We start from the raw sequence: 23796 nt of genomic DNA, 5'->3' as shown, positions 1-23796 counted from the left end.
TTCCCGAGGCGAGAAAGTTGATCACCCCGAACGGACTCGGGACGTCACGCCGGCACGATTCACGTGTGCCGGAGGAGAGGCGGTCATGCGAACCCGCACCACGCATCGGCTCGTCGGAATCGTGCGCAGGGCGTTGCAATCCGGGCCGGTAGCGCAGGGCGAACTGCTCGTTGCCGTCAATCAAGCCGGATTCCGCACCGACCTCTCCGGGTTGTGGAATCTGTGCCACACACATGGCCTCGCCGATCTGAAGGACGGCCGGTGGATTCCTCGCGGCTGGGCGCCACCCGCAACCCCGTCGCCCCCGATGGAGGAACCACAGCTTCCGGAGCAGTTCACGGCGCGCGAGGCAGCCGTCCGGGAGAATTGGCGAGCCGCCGCGGATGGGGCGATCCGAGCTCTCAGTGAGGAACTGAGCGCCGTGACCCGCCGGCGGACGGAGACGGATGTGCCGCTTGTCGGCGGCCGCGTCATGGGAACCGTCGCGGACCGGAAGCTCATGCGCTTCGAGGCACAGAGCGACATCGGTACGGCCGAGGGCACCTCCGGATTGCTGGTCCTGCCGGAGATGCAGCTCAACGCGGAAGTCATCTCGGTGTTCGGCACAGTAGTGACCCTGGCATTGCCGGCGGAGACGCCACCCGTGCGGGAAGGGCGGCTGCGGCTCGATCTGTCCTGGCTGCTGAACCTGCAGAGCAAACGACTGCACGAGCTGAGGAACGGCGCCACGGGCTTCAATCCGGATGCCGCGCTTGCTGTGGTTTCCCGCGACTCCGCCCCGCCGGAGTTGCCTCTGCTGCCACCGCTCCACAGACGTGAGGGTGGCTGGCTCAGTCTCGCTCAGCGAGATGCGGTGAAGCTCTGCCTCACCCCGGGGGTCACCTGGCTGTGGGGTCCACCCGGTACGGGTAAGACGACGACCATCGGCGCTCTCGTGGACGCCCTTGTCGAGCGTGGACAGAAGGTGCTGCTCTCCGCTCCGACCAATGCCGCTGTCGACGTCCTGGTGGAGGCGGTTCTCCGGCGTCGCCCGGATCTCGACGCGGACAACGGGACGCTGGTTCGGCTCGGGCAACCGGCACGTGGCAATCGGGACAGTTGGGAAGGCAAGAACGTACTCGTCGACCAGATCGCGGCGAGTCGCGGCAGTGAGCTGGCGGCACGGCGTAAGGAGCTCGGCGGGGAACTGGTGACGCTCCGCCATGGTCTTGACCGGCTGCGACGGCAGCGCGGCGCGTTGAGCGAAGAGGACCTGGCCGAACGGGACCGCCTGGACCGGGAGATCGCCAAGCGAGAGCCGCGGGTTGCTGATCTCGACCGTCAGTTGCTCGAACTGCGCCGGGAGATCTGTGCCAAGGCCCAGGTGGTGGCGGCTACGGCACATCAGGTCATGCTGCACACGCTCGAAGGAATCACCTTCGACGTGATCATCCTGGATGAAGCCAGCATGACGACGGCGGCCCTGGCCATGGTCGTGGCGGGGGCGGGTGCCGGGCACACGATCATCGCCGGTGACTTCCGGCAGCTGCCACCGGTCGCCGTCGCCGACACGCCTGCCGCGCGGCAATGGCTGCACCAGAGCGCGTTCGAGAAGTCCGGCATCGCGCGGGCCGTGCAGGACGGCAGAAAGCCGGCACGCTTGGCAGCCCTGACGGAACAACATCGTATGCAGCCGGAGATCGGCGAGGTCGTCAGCGCGGCGTTCTACCGGGAGAATCCGCTGACGCCCGGCCCGGCGATCAAGAGCCGGCCACGGGGCAGCCGGGCATGGTGGACGATCGACGACCTGGTCATGCTCGACACCTCGGGTCTCGCGGCCCGGACGGCGCGCAAGCAGGGCGGCAGTTCCCGGTACAACCTGATGCACGCCCAGCTGATCGGCGCGCTCATGGCCAGCGCCACGACCCAGACGCACAATCTGGCAGCGATCACCCCGTTCGCGGCCCAGGCTCGTCTGCTGGAATCACTCCTCGAGGAGTTCGGGCGGCCCGCCTGGGATGCCTCTACGGTGCATCGCTTCCAAGGTGGAGAGCGGGACATCGTCGTGTACGACACGGTCGACACCGGCTACGGGGTCTCCAAGCTCCACCCCTGGTTCACCGACGACGATCCGGAGAGCGCCGGGCCACGGCTGCTGAACGTCGCCGCAAGCCGGGCCAAGGACCATCTGGTCGTTGTCGGTGCGTTCAAGCAGCTGCACCGAACCGGTAGCTCGGCGGACCCGATGTGGCGGTTCTTCGCGCACCTCAAGGACCGCGCCGAGTCGCTGCCGTGGGAGGAAGTCGTCGAAAGCGCCGGCGAGGCGCTGGAACTGGTGGCGCCGGCTGACGTGTTGTCGCGTCTCGCCGAGGACATCGAGCAGGCCGAGAGCCTGGAGATGTGGTTACCGGCCGGGTCCCTGGCCGCTCTGCCGAGCCTGCTGCCGGCCTTGAGATCCTGCGGACGGGCGATGGACGGCGTCGAGCCGATCACGATCTGGGTGGAGCCGGATCGGGAGGGATTCCTGCCGGTCGAGGCTCTCCAGGTACGACGTGACGGTGTCAACGTCCGGGCCTGCACCCCGATCATCGAGTCGAGCGCCGTCATCGGTGACGTCGTCTGGTCAGCGAGCCGCTCGCTTCTCGACCCCCATCCCGGCGTGGTGCTGCGAACACTGAACAAGCCTTTCGCGGACCTGGTCAACCGTACGCAGCGTCGGAAGAAGTCGGATGCGGCACCGGGAACCGGACAGCGGGGCGAGGACTGCGGCCGGTGCCGGCGACCGCTGGTGCGGCAGGAGATGCCGCGCCGTGGCATCCCCATGGTCGTGCACGAGTGCCTCTCCTGTGACAAGCCACGACGAAGCCGGCGGGGACACTAAGCAGTGACGCGGGCGGTGTTCACGCACTCGGCGACGTCGAGCACCAGCAGCAGCCGCCCTTCGATCTTGTACGCGCCGGTGACGAGAGCCCGTGACGGACCCGTCAATGTCGCCGGGGGCTCCTCGAACAACTGCGCGTCCAGGTCGGCGACCTGCCCGATGCGGTCCACCAGCAGGCTCACCGGCTCACCCTCGTACCGCACGATCACGTTCATCACCAGACCGGACATGTCCCGGCGCGGCAGCCCGAACTGCACACGCAGGTCCACCGCGGTGATCACCTGCCCGCGCAGGTTGAACAGTCCGCCGACCGCGTTCGGCGCCAGCGGCACCCGCGTGTACTCGCTGTACGACAGCACCTCCTGCACCGCGTCCACGTCCACGCCGAAGAACTGGCCGGCGACCTCGAAGGTCACGAACTGGCGAGTGGACATGCGCGGCTCCCGGGGTGAGGACCGCCGGGCGGCATGCTGCGGCGGGTTACCAGGATGATCGGATGATCGGGTCCCGAACCAAGGAGTCCGGGGCAGAAAATCGTTTCCCGGGTACGGGCGGCGGGCACCTCGTAGCGTGACCGGTCACGAGGGCGAGGACTGCGATGACCCACTTCGACGATGACGTCGCGCTCGATCGGGCGCTGGACCCCCTTGTCCTGGCGCTGGACATCGGGTCCACCGCGACCCGCGGCGGCGTGCACGACGCGTCCGGGCGGCGGGTCCACGGGCTGCAGCACAAGGTGCCGCACGCCTTCACCGTCGCGCCCGACGGGACCTCGGTCATCGACCCTGACCAGGTGACGGCCGAGGTCGAGCAGGTCCTCGACGCCGTCACCGGCGATCCGCGCCTGGGGACCCGCATCGCCGGCGTCGCGATGGACACCTTCGCCGCCTCGCTGATCGGCGTCGACGCGGCCGGGCGGGCGCTCACCCCCTGCTTCACCTACGCCGACTCGCGCAGTTCCGCCGCCGTCACCGCGCTGCGCGAGCAGCTCGACGAGCACACGGTGCAGCAGCGCACCGGCACCCGCCTGCACACCAGCTACCACGCCCCGCGCCTGCGCTGGCTCGCCGGGACGCAGCCCCGCCTGGTCGCGCAGGCCACCGCCTGGTGGTCCCTCGGCGAGTACGTCTTCGCCCGGCTGATCGGGCAGCCGCTCGCCGGAACCTCCACGGTCGCCTGGACCGGGCTGCTCGACCGCCGTACCGGCGCGCTCGACGCCGAGCTCCTCGCCGCCGCGGGGCTGGAGCCCGGGCAGCTCTCGCCGCCCCGGGACATGGACCAGCCGGCGCCGGCGACGGCGGGACGGCCCGCGCTGGCCCGGGCCGTCTGGTTCCCGGTGATCACCGACGGGTTCGCCAGCAACATCGGGTCGGGGGCCACCGACGCCACGGTGCTCACCGCGGCGACGGCGACGAGCGGGGCGCTGCGGGTGCTGCTCGACGGGCCCGCCGACCCGCTGCCGTTCGGCCTGTGGAACTACCGGGTGGCCGCGGACCGTACCCTGCTCGGCGGGGCGATCAACGACGTCGGCCGGGCCGTCAGCTGGGCGCAGAGCACGCTGCGGCTCAGCCCGGGGATCGCGGCCGCGCTCACCGCGGCGCCCAGCGACGCGACGCCGCTGGTGCTGCCCTACCTCACCGGCGAGCGTGCGCCGGGCTGGGCCGGGGGAGCGCGGGCCGTGTTCGGCGGGGTGACCGCGGCCACCGACGCGGACAGCCTGTTCCGGGGAATGGTCGAGGGCGTTGCGATGACCTACGCGCGGGTCGCCGACGAGCTGCGTCCGGCCGCCTCGCAGATCATCGAGGTCGCGGCGGCGGGACGGGTCAGCAACGACCTGCCGGAGTGGCTGCAGGTCCTCGCCGACGTGCTCGGGCGGCCGGTCACGCACGTGACCCGGCGCCGGGCCACCCAGCGGGGCACCGCGCTGCTCGCCCTCGACGTGCTGGCGCCCGGCGTCCCGCGTGCGCCGCGAGCGACCGGGGCCACCTACGAGCCCCGGTCCGCCCATGCCGAGCACTACGCGGTACGCCGGGAGCGGTTCGCCGAGGCGTACGAAGTGCTGGTGAAGCCTTAAGAGATGTGGAACGAGTCGCCGTAGACCTTGAAGTCGAGCGGCGTGTTCAGGTCGAAGTTGCCGTTGTTCAGGAAGACGCGCTGCGCGGTGTCGATCCGGGTCACGTCCTCGTGGGCCGGCTCCTTCTTCATCTCGATCACCCGCTCGTTCAGGAACGCGGTGAGCCACGCGCGCTCGTCACCGCCCTGGGCCGGCGGCTTGGCCTTGGCGAGGGCCCGGCTGCGGATCGAGCGCATGCCGCTGTAACCGTGCACGACGGCGGCGTCGTAGTACGCGAACTGCCCGAGGGCGCGCACGCCGTCGGCCTTGCCGTCGCGGACCGACGGGTTGAAGTACACCCGGTCGCGTTCGGCCTCCTGCGCGGCCTGGAACGCCGGGTCGGCGGCGGCGGTCCGCCAGTCCCGGGTGAAGTTCGGGTCGAGGCCGGCGTGTGACGCGGTGCCGTTGACGCTGCGCAGCGCCGGGAGGTATTTCGCCAGGACGTTCGAGGGGCTGGCTGCGGTGTACGCCTCGACCAGCTCCAGCATGTCGCCGGTCCCGGAGCAGAAGCCGATGATGCCGGCGGTGTAGCCCCGGCCGTCGTTGATGTCCTCGATGTAGGAGAACTGCGCTCGCCAGTTCAGCGACGAGTTCTCGGCCGCCGAGACGATCTGCATGGCGACGTCCTTCTTCGCCGGGTCGTCGAGGTTCTTCCCGGTGCCGGCCGATCCGGGCAGCGTCCACGCCTGGCCGGCCCCGCCGGTGCAGGTCCAGATCTGCAGGCGGGTGCCGTTGGCGGTGCTGCCACCGGTCACGTCGAGGCACTTGCCGGAAGCCGGGTTGACCAGCGCGCCGCCGGTCAGGGTCCAGTTCTGCGCGCCGGTGCCGTTGCACTCGTACAGCTGGATCTTTGTGCCGTTGGTGGTTCCGGCCGCGGTGACGTCCAGGCACTTGCCGAGCGCCTGGAGGGTGCCGTCGGCGGTCCACTGCTGGGCGGCGGAGTTGTTGCAGTCGTAGAGCTGGACGGCGGTGCCGTTGGCGGTCGCGGCGCCGGCGACGTCGATGCACTTGCTGCCGAGGCCCTTGATCGGGCCGGCCGTGGCGGCGCCGGCCGGGAGCAGTCCGTAGACCGTGGCGGCGCTGGTGAGAACGAGTCCGGACAGGGCGTAGACGACCGTCTTCACGCGAGACATGGCGCTCCTGGGGGAGGGGGGATCGGGAGGTGCGCGCGCGGGACGGACTCTATGACTGTTAAGGAGGTTTATCAATAGATGGCCGTCGTCATGCGTGAACGGCCAGGACGGGCAGTTCCCTCTCCTCGATCAGTCCGCTGTCCGTGACCGCCGCGACGATCCGGGGATCCGGCAGCCAACCCGTCGCTTCCTCGGAGCCGGCGTAGAGCGTGAACAGCCGTACCGTGGCGCCTGCCTCGGCGAGCTGGTCGTTGAGGACAGCGAGCGGCCGGACGGTCGCCTTCCGCCGTGCGATCCACGGCTGGGCCCAGTCGGCCTGCGTCCACATGACGCAGCGGCGGCCGTTGAGAGCGATGATGTAGTCACCCACCGTGGCTTCGACGTCCGGGTGGTTCAGCACGTCGATGCACAGCCCGACACCATGCTCGCGCAGGGCCGGCTCGATCGCTGACAGCTTGAATCTGATCTGGCCCTCGGCCATCTCCTCGCTGTCCAGGTAGAACCAGAGGACGCCCTCCAGCGCTTCGGGTTTCCGGAACGGGTATCCGCCATCGGCGATCGTCCGCTCCGCCTCCGCGGCCTCCTGGTCGGAAAGGCGGTCCCACATGCCCAGGACGCGTAGCGTTTCCGCGAGTTCCGCCCACCGCTGGTCCATGCCGCCATCATGCTGCAGCCGGGGGATCGCGGTGGTCCCTGCGAGCGGCGCGCAACGAGGGGCTGAAGTCGTACCTTTGCGTAGGTTTCTGGGGAATTATCCCGGGTATCCGCCGACTCCGCAGCGCGCTGGTCGCTGCATTCGGGGGAGCGCTCCGGACGCCGCACACCGGCGTACCGGGTCTACGGGGGCGAGTGGTGCAGGAGATCTGGCCGGGCAGCAGCTATCCGCTGGGTGCCGCCTACGACGGCACGGGGACGAACTTCGCGGTGTTCAGCGAGGTCGCCGACGGGGTGGAGCTGTGCCTGTTCGACGAGGGCGGGACCGAGACCCGGCATCGACTCTGTTCGGTGGACGGCTTCGTCTGGCACGGCTATCTGCCCGGCGTGGGCGCCGGGACGAGGTACGGGTATCGGGTCCACGGCCCGTACGAACCGGCGGCGGGGCTGCGATGCAATCCGGCGAAGCTGCTGCTGGACCCCTACGCGAGGGCGATCGAGGGTGACATCGACTGGGACGAGTCGCTGTTCGGATATCGGTTCGACGACCCCGAGTCACGCAACGACCTGGACAGCGGCCGGCACATGATGAAGGCCGTGGTGGTCAACCCGTTCTTCGACTGGCGCAACGACCGCCCGCCCCGGATCCCGTATCACCAGACGGTCATCTACGAAGCGCACGTCAAGGGCCTCACCCAGCTGCATCCTGCGGTCCCGGAGCATCTGCGCGGCACCTACGCCGGGCTCGGCCACCCGGCGATGATCGAGCACCTCTCCCGGCTCGGCGTCACCGCCGTCGAGCTGATGCCGGTGCACCAGTTCGTCCAGGATCACCACCTGATCGAGCGGGGCCTGCGCAACTACTGGGGCTACAACAGCATCGGCTTCTTCGCGCCGCACAACGGGTACGCCGCCTGGGGGCAGCGCGGCGAACAGGTGCAGGAGTTCCGGGCGATGGTGCGTGAGCTGCACGCGGCCGGGATCGAGGTGATCCTGGACGTGGTCTACAACCACACCGCCGAGGGCAACCACATGGGGCCGACGCTGAGCTTCCGGGGACTGGACAACGGCGCCTACTACCGGCTCGTCGACGACGAGCCGCGCTATTACATGGACACCACCGGCACCGGCAACAGCCTGCTGATGCGGAACCCGCACACCTTGCAGATGATCATGGACTCGCTGCGGTACTGGGTGACCGAGATGCACGTCGACGGTTTCCGCTTCGATCTGGCGGCCACCCTGGCGCGGCAGTTCCACGAGGTGGACAAGCTGTCGGCGTTCTTCGACCTGATCCAGCAGGACCCGATCGTGTCGCAGGTGAAGCTGATCGCGGAGCCGTGGGACATCGGCGACGGCGGGTATCAGGTGGGGAACTTCCCGCCGGCGTGGACCGAGTGGAACGGCAAGTTCCGGGACACCGTCCGTGACTTCTGGCGCGGCGAGCCGGCGACCCTGGCGGACTTCACGTCGCGGCTGACCGGCTCGGCGGACCTGTACCAGGACGACGGGCGGCGGCCGGTCGCGTCGATCAACTTCGTCACCGCGCACGACGGGTTCACCCTCAGCGACCTGGTTTCGTACAACGAGAAGCACAACGAGGCGAACGGTGAGGACAACAACGACGGGGAGAGTCACAACCGGTCCTGGAACTGCGGCGCCGAAGGCCCGTCCGACGACCCGGAGATCCTCGCTCTGCGGGCCCGGCAGCAGCGGAACATGCTCGTCACGCTGATGCTGTCGCAGGGCGTGCCGATGCTGCTCGCCGGTGACGAGTTCGGCCGCACCCAGGGCGGCAACAACAACGCCTACTGCCAGGACAACGAGATCTCCTGGCTCGACTGGTCGGCGGCCGAGTCGAACGCGCCGTTGCTGGCGTTCACCCGCCGGCTGATCATGCTGCAACGGCGGCATCCGGTGTTCCGGCGCCGGTGGTTCCTGCGCGGCGCCCCGGTGCGTGACGCGGGGGAGGCCCTGCCGGACATCGCGTGGCTCACCCTCGACGGCACCGAGATGGCCGACGAGCACTGGGACGTCGACCATGCCCGTACCGTCACGATGTTCCTCAACGGTGAGGCCATCACCGAGCCCGGGCGGCGAGGCGAGCGGATCGTGGACGACTCGTTCCTGGTGATGTTCAACGCCCACCACGAGCCGTTACGGTTCACCGCGCCGGATGCCGGCTTCGGCAAGGAGTGGGTCACCGAGGTCGACACCGCCGACCCGGCGCCGCAGCGGGAGGACGTGCTCGAGGCCTCGGGCAGCACGGAGCTCCCCGGCCGCAGCGTCAAGGTCCTGCGCCGCCGCACGTAAAAGCCGCCGCACGTAAAAGCCTCCGAACGTGAAAGCCGCCGCACGTGAAAAGGGTGTGGCGGTAGACACCTATTCGACGTTGAGCCGCCGTTTCCGCTCCTGCTCCCGTAGCTTGGATGGCTGCCCCGGGCAGCCAGGCGCCGTGCGCCTGATCGATGAAACCCGGTGGTGGAGATGGAGCGCGCCCGGTGACCGTGACCACTGACCTGCGACTGATCGAGCTTCCCGAGATCGATTCCGGACACGAGGTACGACCGGCGCTGTTCCGGTCCCGCTCCGCGCCGATCCGCCGGACGCTGCTCGACATCCTGGACGCCACGGTGCGCGACCACGGCGACGCCCCGGCGATCGACGCCGGGGTGTCCCCGCTGACCTACCGCGAGCTCGCCGACGAGGTCGAGGAGCTGCGGGAGACCCTGGCCGGGCACGGCGTCGGCGTCGGCGACCGGGTGGGCGTGCGGATCTCCTCCGGGTCGGCGGACCTCTACCTGGCGATCCTCGGTGTGCTGGCGGCCGGCGCGGCGTACGTGCCGGTCGACGCGGACGACCCCGAGGAGCGCGCCGAGCTGGTCTTCGCCGAGGCGGGCGTGTGCGCCGTGCTGGGTGACGGCTTGACCGTGTCGATGCGGCGTACCCCCGAGGGCCGTCCCGGACGGCCCGGACCGGCGGACGACGCCTGGATCATCTTCACCTCCGGCTCCACCGGCACCCCGAAGGGCGTGGCGGTCTCGCACGGCTCGGCGGCCGCGTTCGTGGACGCCGAGGCGCAGCTCTTCCTCACCGAGGAGCCGATCGGCCCGCAGGACCGCGTCCTGGCCGGCCTGTCGGTGGCCTTCGACGCCTCCTGCGAGGAGATGTGGCTGGCCTGGCGGCACGGCGCCTGCCTGGTGCCGGCCGCGCGCTCGCTGGTGCGCAGCGGCGTCGACCTGGGCCCGTGGCTGGCCGAGCAGCGGATCACCGTGGTCTCCACGGTGCCGACGCTCGCCGCGCTCTGGCCGGTCGAGGCGCTCGAGGACGTCCGCCTGCTGATCTTCGGTGGGGAGGCCTGCCCGCCGGAGCTCGGCGAGCGGCTGGCCGTCGAGGGCCGCGAGGTCTGGAACACGTACGGCCCGACCGAGGCGACGGTCGTCGCCTGCGCGGCGCGGCTGACCGGCGAGGGCCCGGTGCGGATCGGCCTGCCGCTGGCCGGCTGGGAGCTCGCCGTGGTCGGCCCGGACGGCGAACCCGTCGCGATGGGCGAGACCGGCGAGCTGGTCATCGGCGGCGTCGGCCTGGCGCGGTACCTGGACGCCGCCAAGGACGCCGAGAAGTTCGCCGCCCTGGCGTCGCTCGGCTGGCAGCGGGCGTACCGCAGCGGTGACATCGTCCGCGCCGAACCCGAGGGGCTGCTGTTCCTGGGCCGCGGCGACGAGCAGGTGAAACTCGGCGGCCGCCGGATCGAGCTGGGCGAGGTGGACGCCGCGCTGCAGGCGCTGCCCGGCGTCGCCGGCGCGGCCGCCGCGGTGAAGCGGACCGCGGCCGGCAACCAGCTGCTGGTCGGCTACCTGGTGCCCCACGAGGGCGCCGGGTTCGACGTGGCGGCCGCGACCGAGCGGATCCGCGAGCAGCTGCCGGCCGCGCTGGTGCCGCTGCTCGCCGTGGTGGACGCGCTGCCGACCCGGACGTCGGGAAAGGTGGACCGGGCCGCCCTGCCGTGGCCGCTCGTCCGCGCCGACGGGTCGGAGACCGAGCTGACGGCGGCGCAGGAGTGGCTGGCCGGCGGCTGGGAGGAGATCCTCGGCGTGCGGCCGGGCGACCCCGGCGCCGACTTCTTCAGCAGCGGCGGCAGCAGCCTCAACGCAGCCCAGCTGGTCGCCTGGATCCGGCGGACGCACCCGCGGGTGTCGGTCGCCGACGTCTACCAGAACCCCCGCCTGTCGCAGATGGTCGCGGTGATCGAGGCGCTGGACGCGGAGGCCACGGTCCGCCGTGACGTCCGGCCCACGCCCCGGCGCGCCGGCCTGATCCAGGCGCTGCTGATGCTGCCGATGCTCGTGCTGGTCGGCCTGCGCTGGGTGGTGGTGCTGGCCGCGGCGAGCAACCTGCTCACCTGGGCGCCGCACGTCTCGTGGTGGTGGATCGCCGCCGGCTGGGCGGTGCTGTTCAGCCCGGCCGGCCGGATCGCGGTGGCGGCCGCCGGCGCGCGGCTGCTGCTGCGCGGCGTGGGCCCCGGCGACTACCCGCGTGGCGGCGGCGTCCACCTGCGGATCTGGGCGGCCGAGCGGCTCGCCGAGCTGACCGGCGCGAACGGCGTCGCCGGCGCGGGCTGGATGATCACCTACGCGAAGGCGCTCGGCGCGAAGATCGGCCGGGACGTCGACCTGCACTCCGCCCCGCCCGTCACCGGCCTGCTGAAACTGGGCCGGGGCGCGGCGGTCGAGCCGGAGGCCGATCTCTCCGGTTACTGGGTCGACGGCGACCTGGTCCGGGTCGGCATGGTGCGGATCGGCGCCGGCGCCCGGATCGGCTCCCGCAGCACGCTGATGCCCGGCGCGCGGGTCGGCAAGGGCGCGAAGATCGCGGCCGGCTCGACCGTGACCGGCGCGGTGCCGTCCGGCCGGCGCTGGGCCGGATCACCGGCGGTCCCGGCCGCCACCAAGGACGCCGAGGGCTGGCCGGCGCAGCGCCCTGCCCGCTCGCCGCTGGGCCGCGGGTTCTGGGTGGGCGCCTACAGCCTGACCGCCCAGCTGCTCGGCCTGCTGCCGGTCCTGGCGGCGCTGCCGGCGCTGGCCCTGCTCGGCGCGGCGGTCGCCGACGGCCCGGCGCTCGGAGCGGCACTGCTCGCCGTGCCGGCTGCCGCGATCAGCTATGTCCTGGCGTACGCGATGCTGGTCTTGATCGCCGTGCGGACGCTGGGGATCGGGATGAAGGAGGGCTTCCACCCGGTCCAGGGCCGGGTGGCCTGGCAGGTGTGGACCACCGAGCGGCTGATGGGGATGGCCCGGGTCGCGCTGTTCCCGATGTACTCGAGCCTGTTCACGCCGGTGTGGCTGCGGCTGCTCGGCGCCAAGGTGGGCCGCAACGTGGAGGCGTCCACGGTGCTGGCGCTGCCGGCCATGACCACCGTCGACGACGGGGCGTTCCTGGCCGACGACACGATGGTCGCCACCTACGAACTCAGCCACGGCTGGCTGCGGGTCGCCCCGGCCCGGATCGGCAAGCAGGCGTTCCTCGGTAACTCCGGGATGGCGGCGCCGGGCCGGTCGGTGCCGAAGCGCGGTCTGGTCGGGGTGCTCTCGTCGGCGCCGCACAAGGCGAAGAAGGGCTCGTCCTGGCTGGGCGCGCCGCCGATGCCGCTGCGCCGCACGGTCGAGTCCGGCGACGCGAGCCGCACCTTCGCGCCGCCGCTGCCGCTGAAACTGGCCCGCGCCGCGATCGAGCTGTGCCGGATCGTCCCGGTGATGCTGGCCGGCGCGCTGGCCGTCCTGGTCCTCGCGTCACTGGGGTGGATCTGGCAGGCCGCCGGCGGCTGGGCGGCCGCGCTCGCCGCCGGGCCGGTGCTGCTGGCCGCGGCGATCGCCGCCGGTCTGACCGCGACCGCCGCGAAGTGGCTCCTGATCGGCCGGTTCCGGGTCTCCGAGCGGGCGCTGTGGACGTCGTTCGTGTGGCGCAACGAGCTCGCCGACACGTTCGTCGAGGTGCTCGCCACGCCGTGGCTGTTCCGTTTCGCCACCGGTACGCCGCTGCTCACCATGTGGCTGCGGACGCTCGGCGCGCGCATCGGCCGGGGTGTCTGGCTGGAGACGCACTGGCTGCCGGAGTACGACCTGGTGAGTCTCGGCGCCGGCGCGACGGTGAACCGGGGGTGCGTTGTTCAGACCCACCTGTTCCATGATCGGATTATGGCCATGGATGAGGTGACTCTGGGCGCGGGCGCGACGCTCGGCCCGCACGGGATCGTGCTGCCCGGCGCGAGCATCGGCGCGCGTACCACCGTCGGACCCGGCTCGCTCGTCACCCGTGGCGACGCCGTGCCCGACGACAGCCGCTGGCTCGGCAACCCGATCGCGACCTGGCCGTCGTCGGCTCCCCGGCGGCGATGACCCCGGGACCCCTGCCGGTCGGCGCCCGGCCGGGCGCCGACCATTCGACCGACCCCTATCTGCCCGGGCACGGCAACGGCGGTTACCGGGTGCTGCACTACGACCTGGACCTCGATTACCGGGTCACCGGGAACCGGCTGGCCGGCAAGGCGGTCGTCACGGCGCGGGCCGCCCAGCCGCTGTCGAGGTTCACGCTCGACCTCGGTCAGTTCCGGGTCCAGGACGTGAAGGTCGACGGGCGCCCGGCGAAGTTCACCCACCGGCCCGACAAGATCAGGATCAAACCCGACAAGCCCATCGGGTACGGCTCCACCTTCAAGATCGAGATCAGGTACGCGGGCCGGCCCACCCCCATCTCCGGCCGCTGGGGTGACATCGGCTGGGACGAGCTGACCGACGGGGCGCTGGTCGCCAGCCAGCCGATCGGCGCGCCGTCCTGGTTCCCGTGCAACGACCTGCCCGGCGACAAGGCCACCTTCCTGGTGACGGTCACCGCCCCCTCCGCGTACACCGTGCTCGTCACCGGCGACCCGGTCGCGCAGCGCCGTGGCCCGGGGAGCACCACCTGGGTGTACGAGCGGGACGAGCCGACCGCCCCGTACCTGATGGGTGTGCAGGTCGGCCGCTACGAGCTGGTCGAGCTGGCGCCGGGCCGGGTGGTCCAGAGGGCCGCGATCCCGCCCCGGCTGCGCAGCACGTTCCGGCACGACTTCGGCCGGCACGGCGAGATCATGATCGCCCTGGAGCGGATGCTCGGCCCGTACCCGTTCCGGGAGTACGTCGTGGTGGTCGCCGACGACGACCTGGACGACCCGATCGAGGCGCAGGGCATGGCCGTCTTCGGGCGCAACCATCTCGACGGCCGGCGCACCCACGAGCGGCTGGCCGTGCACGAGCTCGCCCACCAGTGGTTCGGCAACAGCCTCACGGTCGCGGACTGGCGGCACATCTGGCTCAACGAGGGCTTCGCGACGTACGCGGAATGGCTCTGGTCCGCCGTCTCCGGAGGCCCGACGGCAGCGGCGCACGCGGCCCAATGGCACGCCTGGGCCGCCCGGCAGCCGGCCGTCGTCACCGTCGCCGACCCGGGCGTGGACCGGATGTTCGACCCGCTGGTCTACAAGCGCGGCGCGCTGACCCTGCACGCCCTGCGCTCCCGGATCGGCGAGGCGGCGTTCTTCGCGCTGCTGCGCTCCTGGGTGGCCGAGCACCGGCACCGGACGGTGACGACCGAGCAGTTCCGGGAGCACGCCGCGCGGTTCGCGCCGTACCCCCTGGACGGCCTCTTCGACGCCTGGCTGGACCGCCCGGAGCTGCCCGCGCTGCCCTGGACCCTGTAGAGCCTTTTCCGGGTACGCGCACGCCGGTTCCCAGGCGCACCTGACGCGTCCCGCAGCTCGCCGCCCCTGACGCCCCTTCCGCCGGCGCCCGAAGCCGCCGGCCCCGGCGTCCCCGCACCCCCACCACGCCGTCCCGCTCACCACCAACCGCCCGCCCGCAGCCCGCTGCGCGTCGCCAAGCGCCCGCCCGCCGCCCGCCACGCACCAACGAGCCGTAGCCCAGCACGGTGATCAAGCCGGCGTAGCCTGCGCCCGCTACGGCTCGCGGGTCCCGGCCGTAGCCGAGCACGGTGATCAAGCCGGGTTAGCCCGCGCCGGCTACGGCCCGCCCCACCGGCGGCGATCGACGGAATCGACGGGCTCGCGCACGCCTATTCCTCCAGCAACAGCTCCGGGTGGCGGCCGGCCACCGTGCGCATCCGCCACTTGTGCGGGAAGAGCGCGAGCAGGGTGTCGTCGCGCACCCGGGTCATCACCTCGACGTTCGACTCGGTGCGCAGGATCTCCCGGCCGGCCGCGTCGGTGCGTGCCGCCACCTCGTACGGCAGGTGGTTGAGCTGCACCTTCACGCCGAACTCGGTCTCCAGCCGGTAGGTGGCGACCTCGAACTGCATCGGGCCGACCGCCGCGAGGACCGGTGACTGGTCGCCGCGCTGCTCGGAACGCAGCACCTGGACGACGCCCTCGCCGTCGAGCTGCTCGATGCCGCGCCGGAACCGCTTGAACGCCGACGTGTCGGACGTGCTCACCACCGCGAAGTGCTCCGGCGGGAAGGACGGAAGCGCCGGGTACTGCACCGGCTCCCCGGCGTAGAGGGTGTCGCCGATCCCCAGCGCCGTCGCGTTCACCAGGCCGATCACGTCACCTGGGTACGCCTCGTCGATCGTGTCCCGGCCCTGGCCGAAGATCTGCTGGGCGTATTTCGTGGTGAACGGCCGCCCGGTGCCGGCGTGCGTGACGATCATGCCGCGCTCGAAGCGGCCGGAGCAGACCCGGACGAACGCGACCTGGTCGCGGTGGGTGCGGTTCATGTTCGCCTGCATCTTGAACACGAAGCCGGAGAACGAGCTGTCCACCGGCCGGTCGGCGCCGGTGACGGTGGGCCGGGCCGAGGGCGGCGGGGCGAGTTCCAGCAGCACGTTCAGCAGCTGGCGGACGCCGAGGTTCGCGACCGCCGCGCCGAAGAGCACCGGCGTGCTCTTGGCGGCCAGGAACTCCTTCTCGTCGTAGTCGGCCTCGGTCATCGCGAGCAGCTCCAGCTCCTCGTTGGCGGTGACCCAGTCCGCGCCGTACCGCTCGGCTGCCTCCTCGGAGCTCATCTCCTCCTCGATCGCCAGGTCGGCGCCGCCGGGGGAGCGCTGCATCCGGGTGAAGACGCCGGTACGGCGGTCGATCACGCCCTGGAAGTGCCCGGCGATGCCGACCGGCCAGGTCAGCGGGGTCGGCTTCAGCCCGATCCGCTGCTCGATCTCGTCCATCAGGGCGAGCGCGTCGTGGCCCGGCCGGTCCCACTTGTTGATGAACGTCATCACCGGGATGCTGCGCTGGCGGCACACCTCGAAGAGCTTCAGCGTCTGCGGCTCCAGGCCCTTCGCGGCGTCCAGCAGCATCACCGCGCTGTCGACGGCGGTCAGCACCCGGTAGGTGTCCTCGGAGAAGTCGGCGTGCCCCGGCGTGTCCAGCAGGTTGATCACCGTGTCGCCGTACGAGAACTGCAGCGCCGCCGAGGTGATCGAGATGCCGCGCTGCTGCTCCATCGCCATCCAGTCGGAGACCACGCCCTTGCGGTCGCCCTTGCCGTGCACCGCCCCGGCCTGCCCGATGACGCGCGCGTGCAGCGCCAGCGCCTCGGTCATCGTCGACTTGCCGGCGTCCGGGTGCGAGATCACGGCGAAGGTCCGCCTCCGGCCCGCCTGCACCGCGACACCGGACGACGCCAGCGCGTTCTGACTCACTGTCTGCTCCCCACGACCACGACTCGACCTGCCGCAGGGTATCTCTCCGGGCGGGGTTTTCCGGCGGCACCGGGCCATCCACGTGACGAGGTCGTCACCGGGGCGGGTTTTGTGGCGGGGTGGGCGGGGTCGACGGGGGTACGCCGGGGATCACCGGAGGGTCGGTGCTCTTGCCGTTGCTGACCTCGATGGTGACCACGCCGTTCTTCACGGTACGGCCGCTCGGGTCGGTGCCGGCCGCGGTGCCCGCCGGGCAGTTCGAGTCGACCTCCCGGCCGATGTCGACGGTGAACCCGGCGCGTTCCAGCCGGTTGCTGGCCCGGCCCAGCGGGTCGCACTCCACGTCGGGGATCGAGCGCCGATCGCCGTACGCGATCTTGCGGTTCTCCGGGCGTTTGAACTGGACCCGCGGCTTGTCGTCCATGTAGTCGCCGAGTGTCCGGTAGACGGCCGGGTTGACCTGCTCGTGCCGGAGCCGGTCCCTGTGGTTCTGGTAGTCCGGGTTCACCAGGTAACCCGCCACCACCAGGGACGTGGTGCCGGCGATCAGGGACGCGGTCTTGTCCCGGTCGGTGGTCCCGGTCTTGCCGAACACCGGATGGCCGACCACCCGCCGGGTGTCGCCGGCCGTGCTGCCCTCGCAACTGCCGAGCCGCGCCGAGTCGCCGACCGGGCAACGGGCCGCGTCCACGGCGGCGCGGGCCACGTCCACGTCGGTGGCGCGGATGCAGTGCGAGCGGCCGACGTCGAGTTTCGCGCCGTCGCGGGTGACGATTCCCTCGATCGGGGTGGGCGGGCAGTACATGCCGTCGGCGGCCAGGGTGGCGTACGCGTTGGCCATGTCCAGCGGGGTGGTCGCCGAGACGCCGAGGGTGAACGCGCCCCACTGATGCGCGTTGCCGGGCTGGGCCAGGGTGGCGTCACTGGCGGCCCGGAACTGGATGCCGAACCGCTTGGCGACGGCCACCACGTTCTCCGCGCCGACCCGTTCCTCGAGCGGCACGAAGTACGTGTTGATCGACCTGCCGAAGCCGCTCCACATGTTGTAGACGCCCTCGCCGCCGCCACCGGAGTTGCTCGGGCACCAGTAGTGGGTGCCCTCGCAGGCCGCGTCGTTGCCGCTGTCGATGATGTACTTCGACTTGTAGCGTTTCTCCGCCTTGATCGTGTAGGCGAGGGGATAGTTCTTCTCCAGCGCCGCCACCAGCGTGAAGATCTTCATGACCGAGCCGGCCTGGTAACCGGTGATATCGCCGCCGCCGGTGAGCAGCGGGTTCGTCGTGTTCGGGTACGAGCCGCGGATGCCCTGGCGTGCCTTCCGCGGATCCGAGGAGATCTTGTTCTGCGGGTCGGCCGGGTCGTCCAGCTTGTATCTGCGGTTCGCGGCGAGCAGCCGCACCTTGCCGGTGCCGGGCTGCACGGCGGCGAGCAGCAGCGCGTTCTTGTTCTTCTCGGAGATCAGGTCCGAGATCCGGGCGCGGGCCTGTTTCTGCGCGGTGACGTCCAGCGTGGTGGTGATCCGGTACCCGCCGCTCTTCAGGCGACGCTCCCGGTCGTACGCGGTGGGGCCGAACTCCTGCCGGTCCATCCACCACCGGTAGAAATAGTCGCAGAAGAAGCCCCAGTTGTTCTTCGCCACCGAGACGCAGCCGTTGCTGATCGGCCGGACCTTCTTCGGGATCGACGTCTTGATCGCCTCGTTCGCCTGGGCCGCGGTGATGGCGCCCATCTCCACCATGCCGGGGATGACGTAGTTGTTGCGGCGCTGCCGGATCTCCTCGTGACCGTCCGAGGTCGTCGGGTCGTAACCGGACGGCGCCCGGACGATGCCGGCGAGCATGGCGGCCTCGCCGATCGTCAGGTCCTTCGGCGATTTGTTGAAGTAGACCCGGCTGGCCGCGAAGACGCCGTAGGTCTGCTTCCCGAACGGCACGATGTTGAGGTAACGCTCGAGGATCTGGTCCTTGGAGAGCTGTTTCTCCAGCTCCAGCGCGTACTTCATCTCGGTCAGCTTGCGTTTCGGGGTGTCCTTGGTGGCCTCGACGACGTCCTTGGGGCTGGTCGCCGAGTACGCCAGCGACATCCGCACCCACTGCATGGTGATCGTGGAGGCGCCCTGTTTCGGTCCGCCCTGGTTGTTGTTGACGAGCGCCCGGGCCACGCCCTTGATGTCGACGCCGTTGTGCTTGTAGAACTCCCGGTCCTCGGCGGCCACCATCGCGGCGCGCATGTGCGGCGAGATGTCCTTCAGCGGGACGTCGCTGCGGAACTCGTCGTAGAACTGGGTGATCGGGGTCTTGTTGTCGGACGCGTAGACGCGGGTGATCTGCGGCGACTTGAACGCCTTGAGCTCGCTGGGCAGGCTCGCGAACGCCTCCTCGCCGGCGCGCAGGGTGAGCCCGGACATCGCCGCGTAGGGGAACAGCGCGGCGGCCACCACGACCCCGGCGATCAGGCCGCAGACCAGCAGGACGAACGCGTTGACGAAGAGGTTGTGATCCCGTCGCCGTATCCAGGAGCTCACGTGCACCACCCACCCGCGCGGTCATCGATGCGATCCGCGTCTATAACACCCCATCGTGTCAACCGGAGGGAACCCTGCGAGGATCTTTCATACTCGCAGCGGAGGAACGATGGAGCACTGGCCGTACACCGATCTCGACGTCGCGGCGCTACGGGCGCGCGGCCACCTGCCCGTGCCGTTCCGCGAGTTCGTCCTGAAGATCCACCAGCGCTGCAACCTCGCCTGCGACTACTGCTACATGTACGAGCACGCCGACCAGAGCTGGCGGCAGCGCCCCCGGACGATGTCCGACGAGGTGCGGGACGCCGCGTTCGCGCGCCTGGCCGGCCACGTGCGGCGGCACCGCCTGGAGACGGTGCGGATCGTGCTGCACGGCGGCGAACCGCTGCTCTACGGCACGGCCCGGATCGCCGAGCTGGTCCGCGCCGCGCGGGCCGCCCTGCCGGCGAGCTGCCGGGTGGAGTTCAGCGTGCAGACCAACGGCGTGCTGCTCGACGAGCCGGTGGTGGCCGTTCTGCGCGAGCACGGCATCACCGCGGGGGTGAGCGTGGACGGCACGGCTGCCGATCACGACCGGCACCGCCGCACCCCCGGTGGACAGGGCAGCTTCACCGCCGTCGCCCGCGCTCTGCGGCTGCTGCGAAAACCGGAGAACCAGCAGGTGTACGGGGGACTGCTCGGCACCGTGAATCCCGGCACTGACCCGATCGCCACCTATGAACAGCTGATCGCCTTCGACCCGCCCGCGATCGACCTCCTGCTGCCGCACGCCACCTGGGAGAACCCGCCGTGGCGTCCGGCCGGCGCGCCCACGCCCCACGCCGGCTGGCTGATCGCCGTCTTCGACAGGTGGTACGCGAGCCGCTCCCCGGTCCGGATCCGGCTCTTCGACGACGCGCTGAGCCTGGTGCTCGGCGGCGCCGCCCGTGGTGAGCAGCTGGGCCTGAGTCCGTCCGCGACGGTGGTCGTGGAGTCGGACGGCGCGATCGAGCAGACCGACGCGCTGAAGACCGCCTACCCCGGCGCCTGCGCCACCGGCCTGAGCGTGCTGCGTGACGACTTCGACGCGGCGCTCGACCATCCCGGCGTCGTGGCCCGCCAGATCGGCCGGGACGCCCTCGCCGCCGAGTGCCTCGGATGTCCGGCGGTGGCGGTCTGCGGCGGCGGGCACTACGCCCACCGGTACCGTCCCGGCGCCGGTTTCCGGTCCCCGTCGGTCTACTGCGCGGATCTGCGGGTGTTCGTCCGGCACGTCCACGACCGGGTCGCCGCCGACCTGGCGCCGCTCACCGCTCGCTGACCGCCGCCCGGTGACCCGTCCCGGCCGCTCACCGCTCGCTGACCGCCGGCCGGTGACCCGCCCCGGCCGCTCACTGCTCGGTGGTGACGACCACCTTGGCGCGGGCGTGCTCGGTCTCCAGATAGCGGATCGCGTCGGCGGCCGCCGCGAGCGGGAACGTCCGGTCGATCGCCACCGTGATCCGGCCCTCCGCCACCATCGCGGCGAGCGCCTCCAGTGACTCCCGGCTCGTCGTCGCGGTCAGCACCGTGATCCGCTGCCGGGCGAACCGGGACACCAGCTGCGCCCAGAGGATCAGCCGCATCGGCCCGAGCACGCTCCCACCGCGGTAGACCCCGCCGCCGGAGAGCACGAGCGTCCCGCCGGGCGTCAGCAGCGTGCGCAGCGCGGCCAGTGACCGGTTGCCGACCAGGTCGAGGACGACGTCGTACCGCTCGCCGAGGGTGGTGACATCGGTCTGCCGGTAGTCGACGACGACGGCCGCGCCGAGCGACCGGACCAGCTCGGCGTTGCGGGCGCTGCACACCGCGGTCACCGCCGCGCCGGACGCCACCGCCAGTTGCACGGCGAAGGTGCCCACCCCGCCCGAGGCCCCGTTGATCAGGACCCGGTGGCCGGCCCGCACGTCGCGCAGGGCCTGCCGGGCGGTGACGCCGGCGAGCGGCAGGGCGGCCGCGGCCTCGGGCGGCACCCCGGCCGGCCGATCCGCCACCAGCTCCTCCCGGACCGCCACGAACTCGGCGAACGTCCCGTCGGCCGTCCCGGTGTCGCCGAACACCTCGTCACCGGGCCGGAACCGGGTGACCGACGACCCGGCGGCGACGACCTGACCGGCGAAGTCCCGGCCGCGGATCCGGGCGCGGGGCCGGGTGAGACCCATGCTGAGCCGGGCCAGCCGCGGGTCGCCGCGCAGCACGTGCCAGTCGTAGGCGTTGACCGAGGCCGCGCGGACCCGCACCAGCACCTGGTCCGGGCCGATCTCGGGCGTCGGGACATCGGCGAACGAGCATTCCCCGTACCGGTCCTGCACCAGCGCTTTCATGGGCCACCTCCAAGGTGTACGTCGTACACCAAGGCTGAGGTGTACGGCGTACACCTGTCAAGGGAGATATCGTGCCACCGTGGTGAAGACGCTGCGCCTGAACCGGGACCGGGTCCTCCGCGCCGCGATCGGGCTGGCCGACGAGATCGGCCTGGAGCAGCTCAGCATGCGCCGGCTCGCCCAGGAGCTCGACGTGGTGCCGATGGCCCTCTACAAGCACGTGGCGAACAAGGACGAGCTGATCGACGGCATGCTCGACGTGATCGTCACCGAGATCGACCCGCCCGCCCCCGGCGCCGAGTGGAAACCGGCCGTCCGGCAGCGCATCCTCGCCGCGCGGCAGGCGATGCTGCGGCACCGGTGGGCCGCACGGGCGATCGAGATGCGACAGGCGCCGACGCCGGCCATCCTCGCGCACATGAACTCGGTGATCGGGATCTTCCGTGCCGGCGGCCTCTCCGCGACCCTCACGCACCACGTCATGCACGCTCTCGGCAGCCGGGTCCTCGGCTTCACCCAGGAGCTCTACGCGCCCGACGAGACCCGGCGACCACCGGATCTGACGCTCTTCCCGCACGTCCTCGAGATCGCCACGGCGGCCGCCCACGAGAACGACTCGATCGTCGGCGCCGGCTGCGACGACCAGTTCGAGTTCGAGTTCGCCCTCGACGTCCTGCTCGATGGTTTCGAGCGCCTCAATGACCAGAATTGGACACCACCCCCATTCCGGTACGGGTGACAGAAATCCCGTGGCCGCCGCGCGACCGGGTGCGGCGCCGAGCCGGCCGCGGCGCGGCCGCCGGGACACGTCGGTGGTCGTCGTCCGGGCCGCCCCGGGCGGCGGTTCGCCGCCGCAACGTAACGGGCATAGGGTGTCGCCGTGACCGGGAAAGGCGAGACGCGGTGGTTCGAGGCGCTGCGGGCCGTGCTGGACGACTCACACCTGTGGCAGGCCGGTGAGGTCGCCGGGCGGGTCGGCGCGGCGGTGTCCCCTCTCGGGCTGCGCGCCACCATCTGGCTGACCGACTATGAGCAGATGGCGCTGCGGGCCCTGCCGGAACCCGGCCGGGCCGCCCCGGAGCCGCTGCCGATCGACGGTTCCCTGGCCGGGCGGGCGTTCGCCCGGGTCAGGTCGTTGCGCGGGGACGGGCTTCGGTGGTGGGTGCCGATGGTGAACGGCACGGACCGGATCGGCGTCGTCGAATTCGTGGCCGAGGCCGATCAGGATGCGGACTTCGTCGGCAAGTGCGAGCTGCTCGCCGGCCTGATCGGACACCTGATCACCACCACCATGCCCCGCGGTGACCACCTCGACCTGGTGCGCCGCTCGCAGGCCATGTCCACCGCCTCCGAGCTGCTCTGGCGCATGCTGCCGCCGCTCACCGTGAGTTGCGAGCGGGCGGTGATCAGCGCGGCTCTGCAGCCCTGCTACGAGGTGGGCGGCGACGGTTTCGACTACGCGCTGGACGGCGACACGGCGTACGTGGCGATCCTGGACGCCGTCGGCAAGGGGGTGACCGCCGGGGTGGCCTGCGCGGTCGCGCTCGCCGCGATCCGTGCCGCCCGCCGCGCCGGCGGTGGCCTCGCCGAGCAGGCACGCGCCGCCGACGAGGCGCTCACCGAGCACTTCACCGAGGTCCGCTTCGTCACCGCGGTCCTCGCCGAGCTGCGGCTCGACACCGGCCGGATCCGCTACCTCAACGCCGGTCACCCGGCGCCGCTGCTGCTGCGCTCCGGCCGGCTGGTCCGGGAACTCGACGCCGGCCGGCGACTGCCCCTGGGGCTGGCCGACCCGCGGGCGCAGGTGGGCGAGGAGGCGCTGGAACCGGACGACCGGCTGCTGCTCTACACCGACGGGGTGACCGAGGCCCGTACCCCGGAGGGTGAGTTCTTCGGGGTGAACCGCCTGGTCGGCCTCGTCGAACGCTCGGCCGCCGCCCGCCTGCCCGCGCCGGAGACCCTGCGCCGGCTGTCCCACGCCGTCCTGGACCATCAGGGCGGCCCGCCCGACGACGACGCCACCCTGCTGCTCGTGCAGTGGTCGGCTGCTGCGGCACTCGACACCGTCCCCACAACGAAAGCCGCTGATGTCTGATCATTTCCTGACGGCGACGACCACCGTGGTCGCCGGCGACATAACCGTGCTCGTCGCGGTCGGCGAGATCGACCGCGACAGCACGACGGTGCTGGCCGACGCGGTCCACGAGCTCCCCGGCCGGTGGATCGTCGCCGACCTGGCCGGCGTGACGTTCTGCGATTCGAGCGGGCTGAACTACCTGGTCCAGCTGCACAACCGGCTGGCCGGCCGGGGTGGCTCGCTGGCGGTCGCCGGGGCCCGCGACTTCGTGCTGCGCACCCTGAAGGTGGCCAGCCTGGACCGCCTGTTCCCGCTGCGCCCCACGGTCGACGAGGCAGTCACCGCCCTGACCACCCCCTGACCGCGTGGGAAGTTGGGGCGCGCTCCGCACCCGAACTCCACG

General features: G+C 71.4%; 15 protein-coding genes. 9 read left to right on the top strand and 6 right to left on the bottom strand.

All coding sequences use genetic code 11. The features are described 5' to 3' along the window. Positions 1-85: 85 nt before the first annotated feature. On the top strand, positions 86-2860 hold the full coding sequence (locus AMIS_RS29615; protein WP_014446125.1) for a DEAD/DEAH box helicase: 2775 nt from the start codon (positions 86-88) through the stop codon (positions 2858-2860). On the opposite strand, the gene AMIS_RS29610 is transcribed toward AMIS_RS29615, so the two are convergent. Beyond that, positions 2857-3294 carry a chemotaxis protein CheW gene (locus AMIS_RS29610; RefSeq protein WP_014446124.1) on the bottom strand — a complete coding sequence of 146 codons (438 nt, stop codon included), beginning with the start codon at positions 3292-3294 and terminating at the stop codon, positions 2857-2859. The two genes, AMIS_RS29615 and AMIS_RS29610, sit on opposite strands and share 4 nt — an antisense overlap. Before the next feature lie 164 nt (positions 3295-3458). On the opposite strand from AMIS_RS29610, the gene AMIS_RS29605 reads away from it, so the two are divergent. Continuing rightward, positions 3459-4934, top strand: a complete 1476-nt coding sequence (locus AMIS_RS29605) for a gluconokinase (protein WP_014446123.1) — start codon at positions 3459-3461, stop codon at positions 4932-4934. Here AMIS_RS29605 and AMIS_RS29600 read toward each other — a convergent pair. Then, positions 4931-6106, bottom strand: a complete 1176-nt coding sequence (locus AMIS_RS29600; protein WP_014446122.1) for a chitosanase — start codon at positions 6104-6106, stop codon at positions 4931-4933. The genes AMIS_RS29605 and AMIS_RS29600 overlap by 4 nt on opposite strands. A gap of 88 nt (positions 6107-6194) precedes the next feature. Next, positions 6195-6761, bottom strand: coding sequence for a hypothetical protein (locus AMIS_RS29595; RefSeq protein WP_014446121.1), 567 nt, complete (start codon positions 6759-6761; stop codon positions 6195-6197). A gap of 194 nt (positions 6762-6955) precedes the next feature. Between AMIS_RS29595 and glgX the strand changes: the two genes are divergently transcribed. The 3 genes from glgX (at position 6956) to AMIS_RS29580 (ending at position 14495) form a co-directional block, all read left to right on the top strand. After that, a complete protein-coding gene (gene glgX / locus AMIS_RS29590) occupies positions 6956-9073 on the top strand; it encodes a glycogen debranching protein GlgX (protein WP_014446120.1) in 2118 nt (705 codons plus the stop codon). A gap of 194 nt (positions 9074-9267) precedes the next feature. Further along, positions 9268-13155 carry a Pls/PosA family non-ribosomal peptide synthetase gene (locus AMIS_RS29585; protein WP_407921890.1) on the top strand — a complete coding sequence of 1296 codons (3888 nt, stop codon included), beginning with the start codon at positions 9268-9270 and terminating at the stop codon, positions 13153-13155. Continuing rightward, the gene (locus AMIS_RS29580; protein WP_014446118.1) at positions 13152-14495 is read left to right on the top strand and encodes a M1 family metallopeptidase; all 1344 of its coding nucleotides are present in this window, start codon (positions 13152-13154) and stop codon (positions 14493-14495) included. Before AMIS_RS29585 ends, AMIS_RS29580 begins: the two co-directional genes overlap by 4 nt. 371 nt (positions 14496-14866) lie before the next feature. On the opposite strand, the gene AMIS_RS29575 is transcribed toward AMIS_RS29580, so the two are convergent. Both AMIS_RS29575 and AMIS_RS29570 read right to left on the bottom strand, forming a co-directional pair. Next, complete coding sequence (locus AMIS_RS29575) at positions 14867-16450, bottom strand: peptide chain release factor 3 (RefSeq protein ID WP_014446117.1); 1584 nt, start codon at positions 16448-16450, stop codon at positions 14867-14869. Positions 16451-16544: 94 nt separating this feature from the next. After that, positions 16545-18974 carry a transglycosylase domain-containing protein gene (locus AMIS_RS29570; RefSeq protein WP_041831426.1) on the bottom strand — a complete coding sequence of 810 codons (2430 nt, stop codon included), beginning with the start codon at positions 18972-18974 and terminating at the stop codon, positions 16545-16547. A gap of 109 nt (positions 18975-19083) precedes the next feature. Here AMIS_RS29570 and AMIS_RS29565 point away from each other — a divergent pair, with 109 nt between their 5' ends. Next, complete coding sequence (locus AMIS_RS29565; RefSeq protein ID WP_014446115.1) at positions 19084-20274, top strand: FxsB family cyclophane-forming radical SAM/SPASM peptide maturase; 1191 nt, start codon at positions 19084-19086, stop codon at positions 20272-20274. A 70-nt stretch (positions 20275-20344) separates the two neighbouring features. Here the strand turns inward: AMIS_RS29565 and AMIS_RS29560 are convergent, their stop codons facing one another. Continuing rightward, positions 20345-21316, bottom strand: a complete 972-nt coding sequence (locus AMIS_RS29560) for an NAD(P)-dependent alcohol dehydrogenase (protein ID WP_014446114.1) — start codon at positions 21314-21316, stop codon at positions 20345-20347. A gap of 79 nt (positions 21317-21395) precedes the next feature. On the opposite strand from AMIS_RS29560, the gene AMIS_RS29555 reads away from it, so the two are divergent. From AMIS_RS29555 to AMIS_RS29545, 3 genes are all read left to right on the top strand, one after another. Continuing rightward, positions 21396-22055 carry a TetR/AcrR family transcriptional regulator C-terminal domain-containing protein gene (locus AMIS_RS29555; protein ID WP_014446113.1) on the top strand — a complete coding sequence of 220 codons (660 nt, stop codon included), beginning with the start codon at positions 21396-21398 and terminating at the stop codon, positions 22053-22055. Between the two features lie 141 nt (positions 22056-22196). Then, positions 22197-23411: a PP2C family protein-serine/threonine phosphatase gene (locus AMIS_RS29550; RefSeq protein WP_014446112.1), complete on the top strand. Its 1215-nt coding sequence runs from the start codon at positions 22197-22199 to the stop codon at positions 23409-23411. Next, a complete protein-coding gene (locus tag AMIS_RS29545) occupies positions 23404-23754 on the top strand; it encodes an STAS domain-containing protein (RefSeq protein ID WP_014446111.1) in 351 nt (116 codons plus the stop codon). The genes AMIS_RS29550 and AMIS_RS29545 overlap by 8 nt, the downstream gene beginning before the upstream one ends. The last annotated feature ends 42 nt before the right edge of the window (positions 23755-23796 follow it).

The organism is Actinoplanes missouriensis 431 (assembly GCF_000284295.1).
Classification (GTDB): domain Bacteria; phylum Actinomycetota; class Actinomycetes; order Mycobacteriales; family Micromonosporaceae; genus Actinoplanes; species Actinoplanes missouriensis.
This window is presented reverse-complemented; position numbering and strand designations above follow the sequence as displayed.

Coding starts and splice junctions, on each gene's coding strand:
- AMIS_RS29600 (WP_014446122.1), bottom strand. CDS start 6,106: ATGTCTCGCGTGAAGACGGTCGTCTACGCCCTGTCCGGACTCGTTCTC.
- AMIS_RS29565 (WP_014446115.1), top strand. CDS start 19,084: ATGGAGCACTGGCCGTACACCGATCTCGACGTCGCGGCGCTACGGGCG.
- AMIS_RS29580 (WP_014446118.1), top strand. CDS start 13,152: ATGACCCCGGGACCCCTGCCGGTCGGCGCCCGGCCGGGCGCCGACCAT.
- AMIS_RS29615 (WP_014446125.1), top strand. CDS start 86: ATGCGAACCCGCACCACGCATCGGCTCGTCGGAATCGTGCGCAGGGCG.
- AMIS_RS29605 (WP_014446123.1), top strand. CDS start 3,459: ATGACCCACTTCGACGATGACGTCGCGCTCGATCGGGCGCTGGACCCC.
- AMIS_RS29545 (WP_014446111.1), top strand. CDS start 23,404: ATGTCTGATCATTTCCTGACGGCGACGACCACCGTGGTCGCCGGCGAC.
- AMIS_RS29610 (WP_014446124.1), bottom strand. CDS start 3,294: ATGTCCACTCGCCAGTTCGTGACCTTCGAGGTCGCCGGCCAGTTCTTC.
- AMIS_RS29560 (WP_014446114.1), bottom strand. CDS start 21,316: ATGAAAGCGCTGGTGCAGGACCGGTACGGGGAATGCTCGTTCGCCGAT.
- AMIS_RS29595 (WP_014446121.1), bottom strand. CDS start 6,761: ATGGACCAGCGGTGGGCGGAACTCGCGGAAACGCTACGCGTCCTGGGC.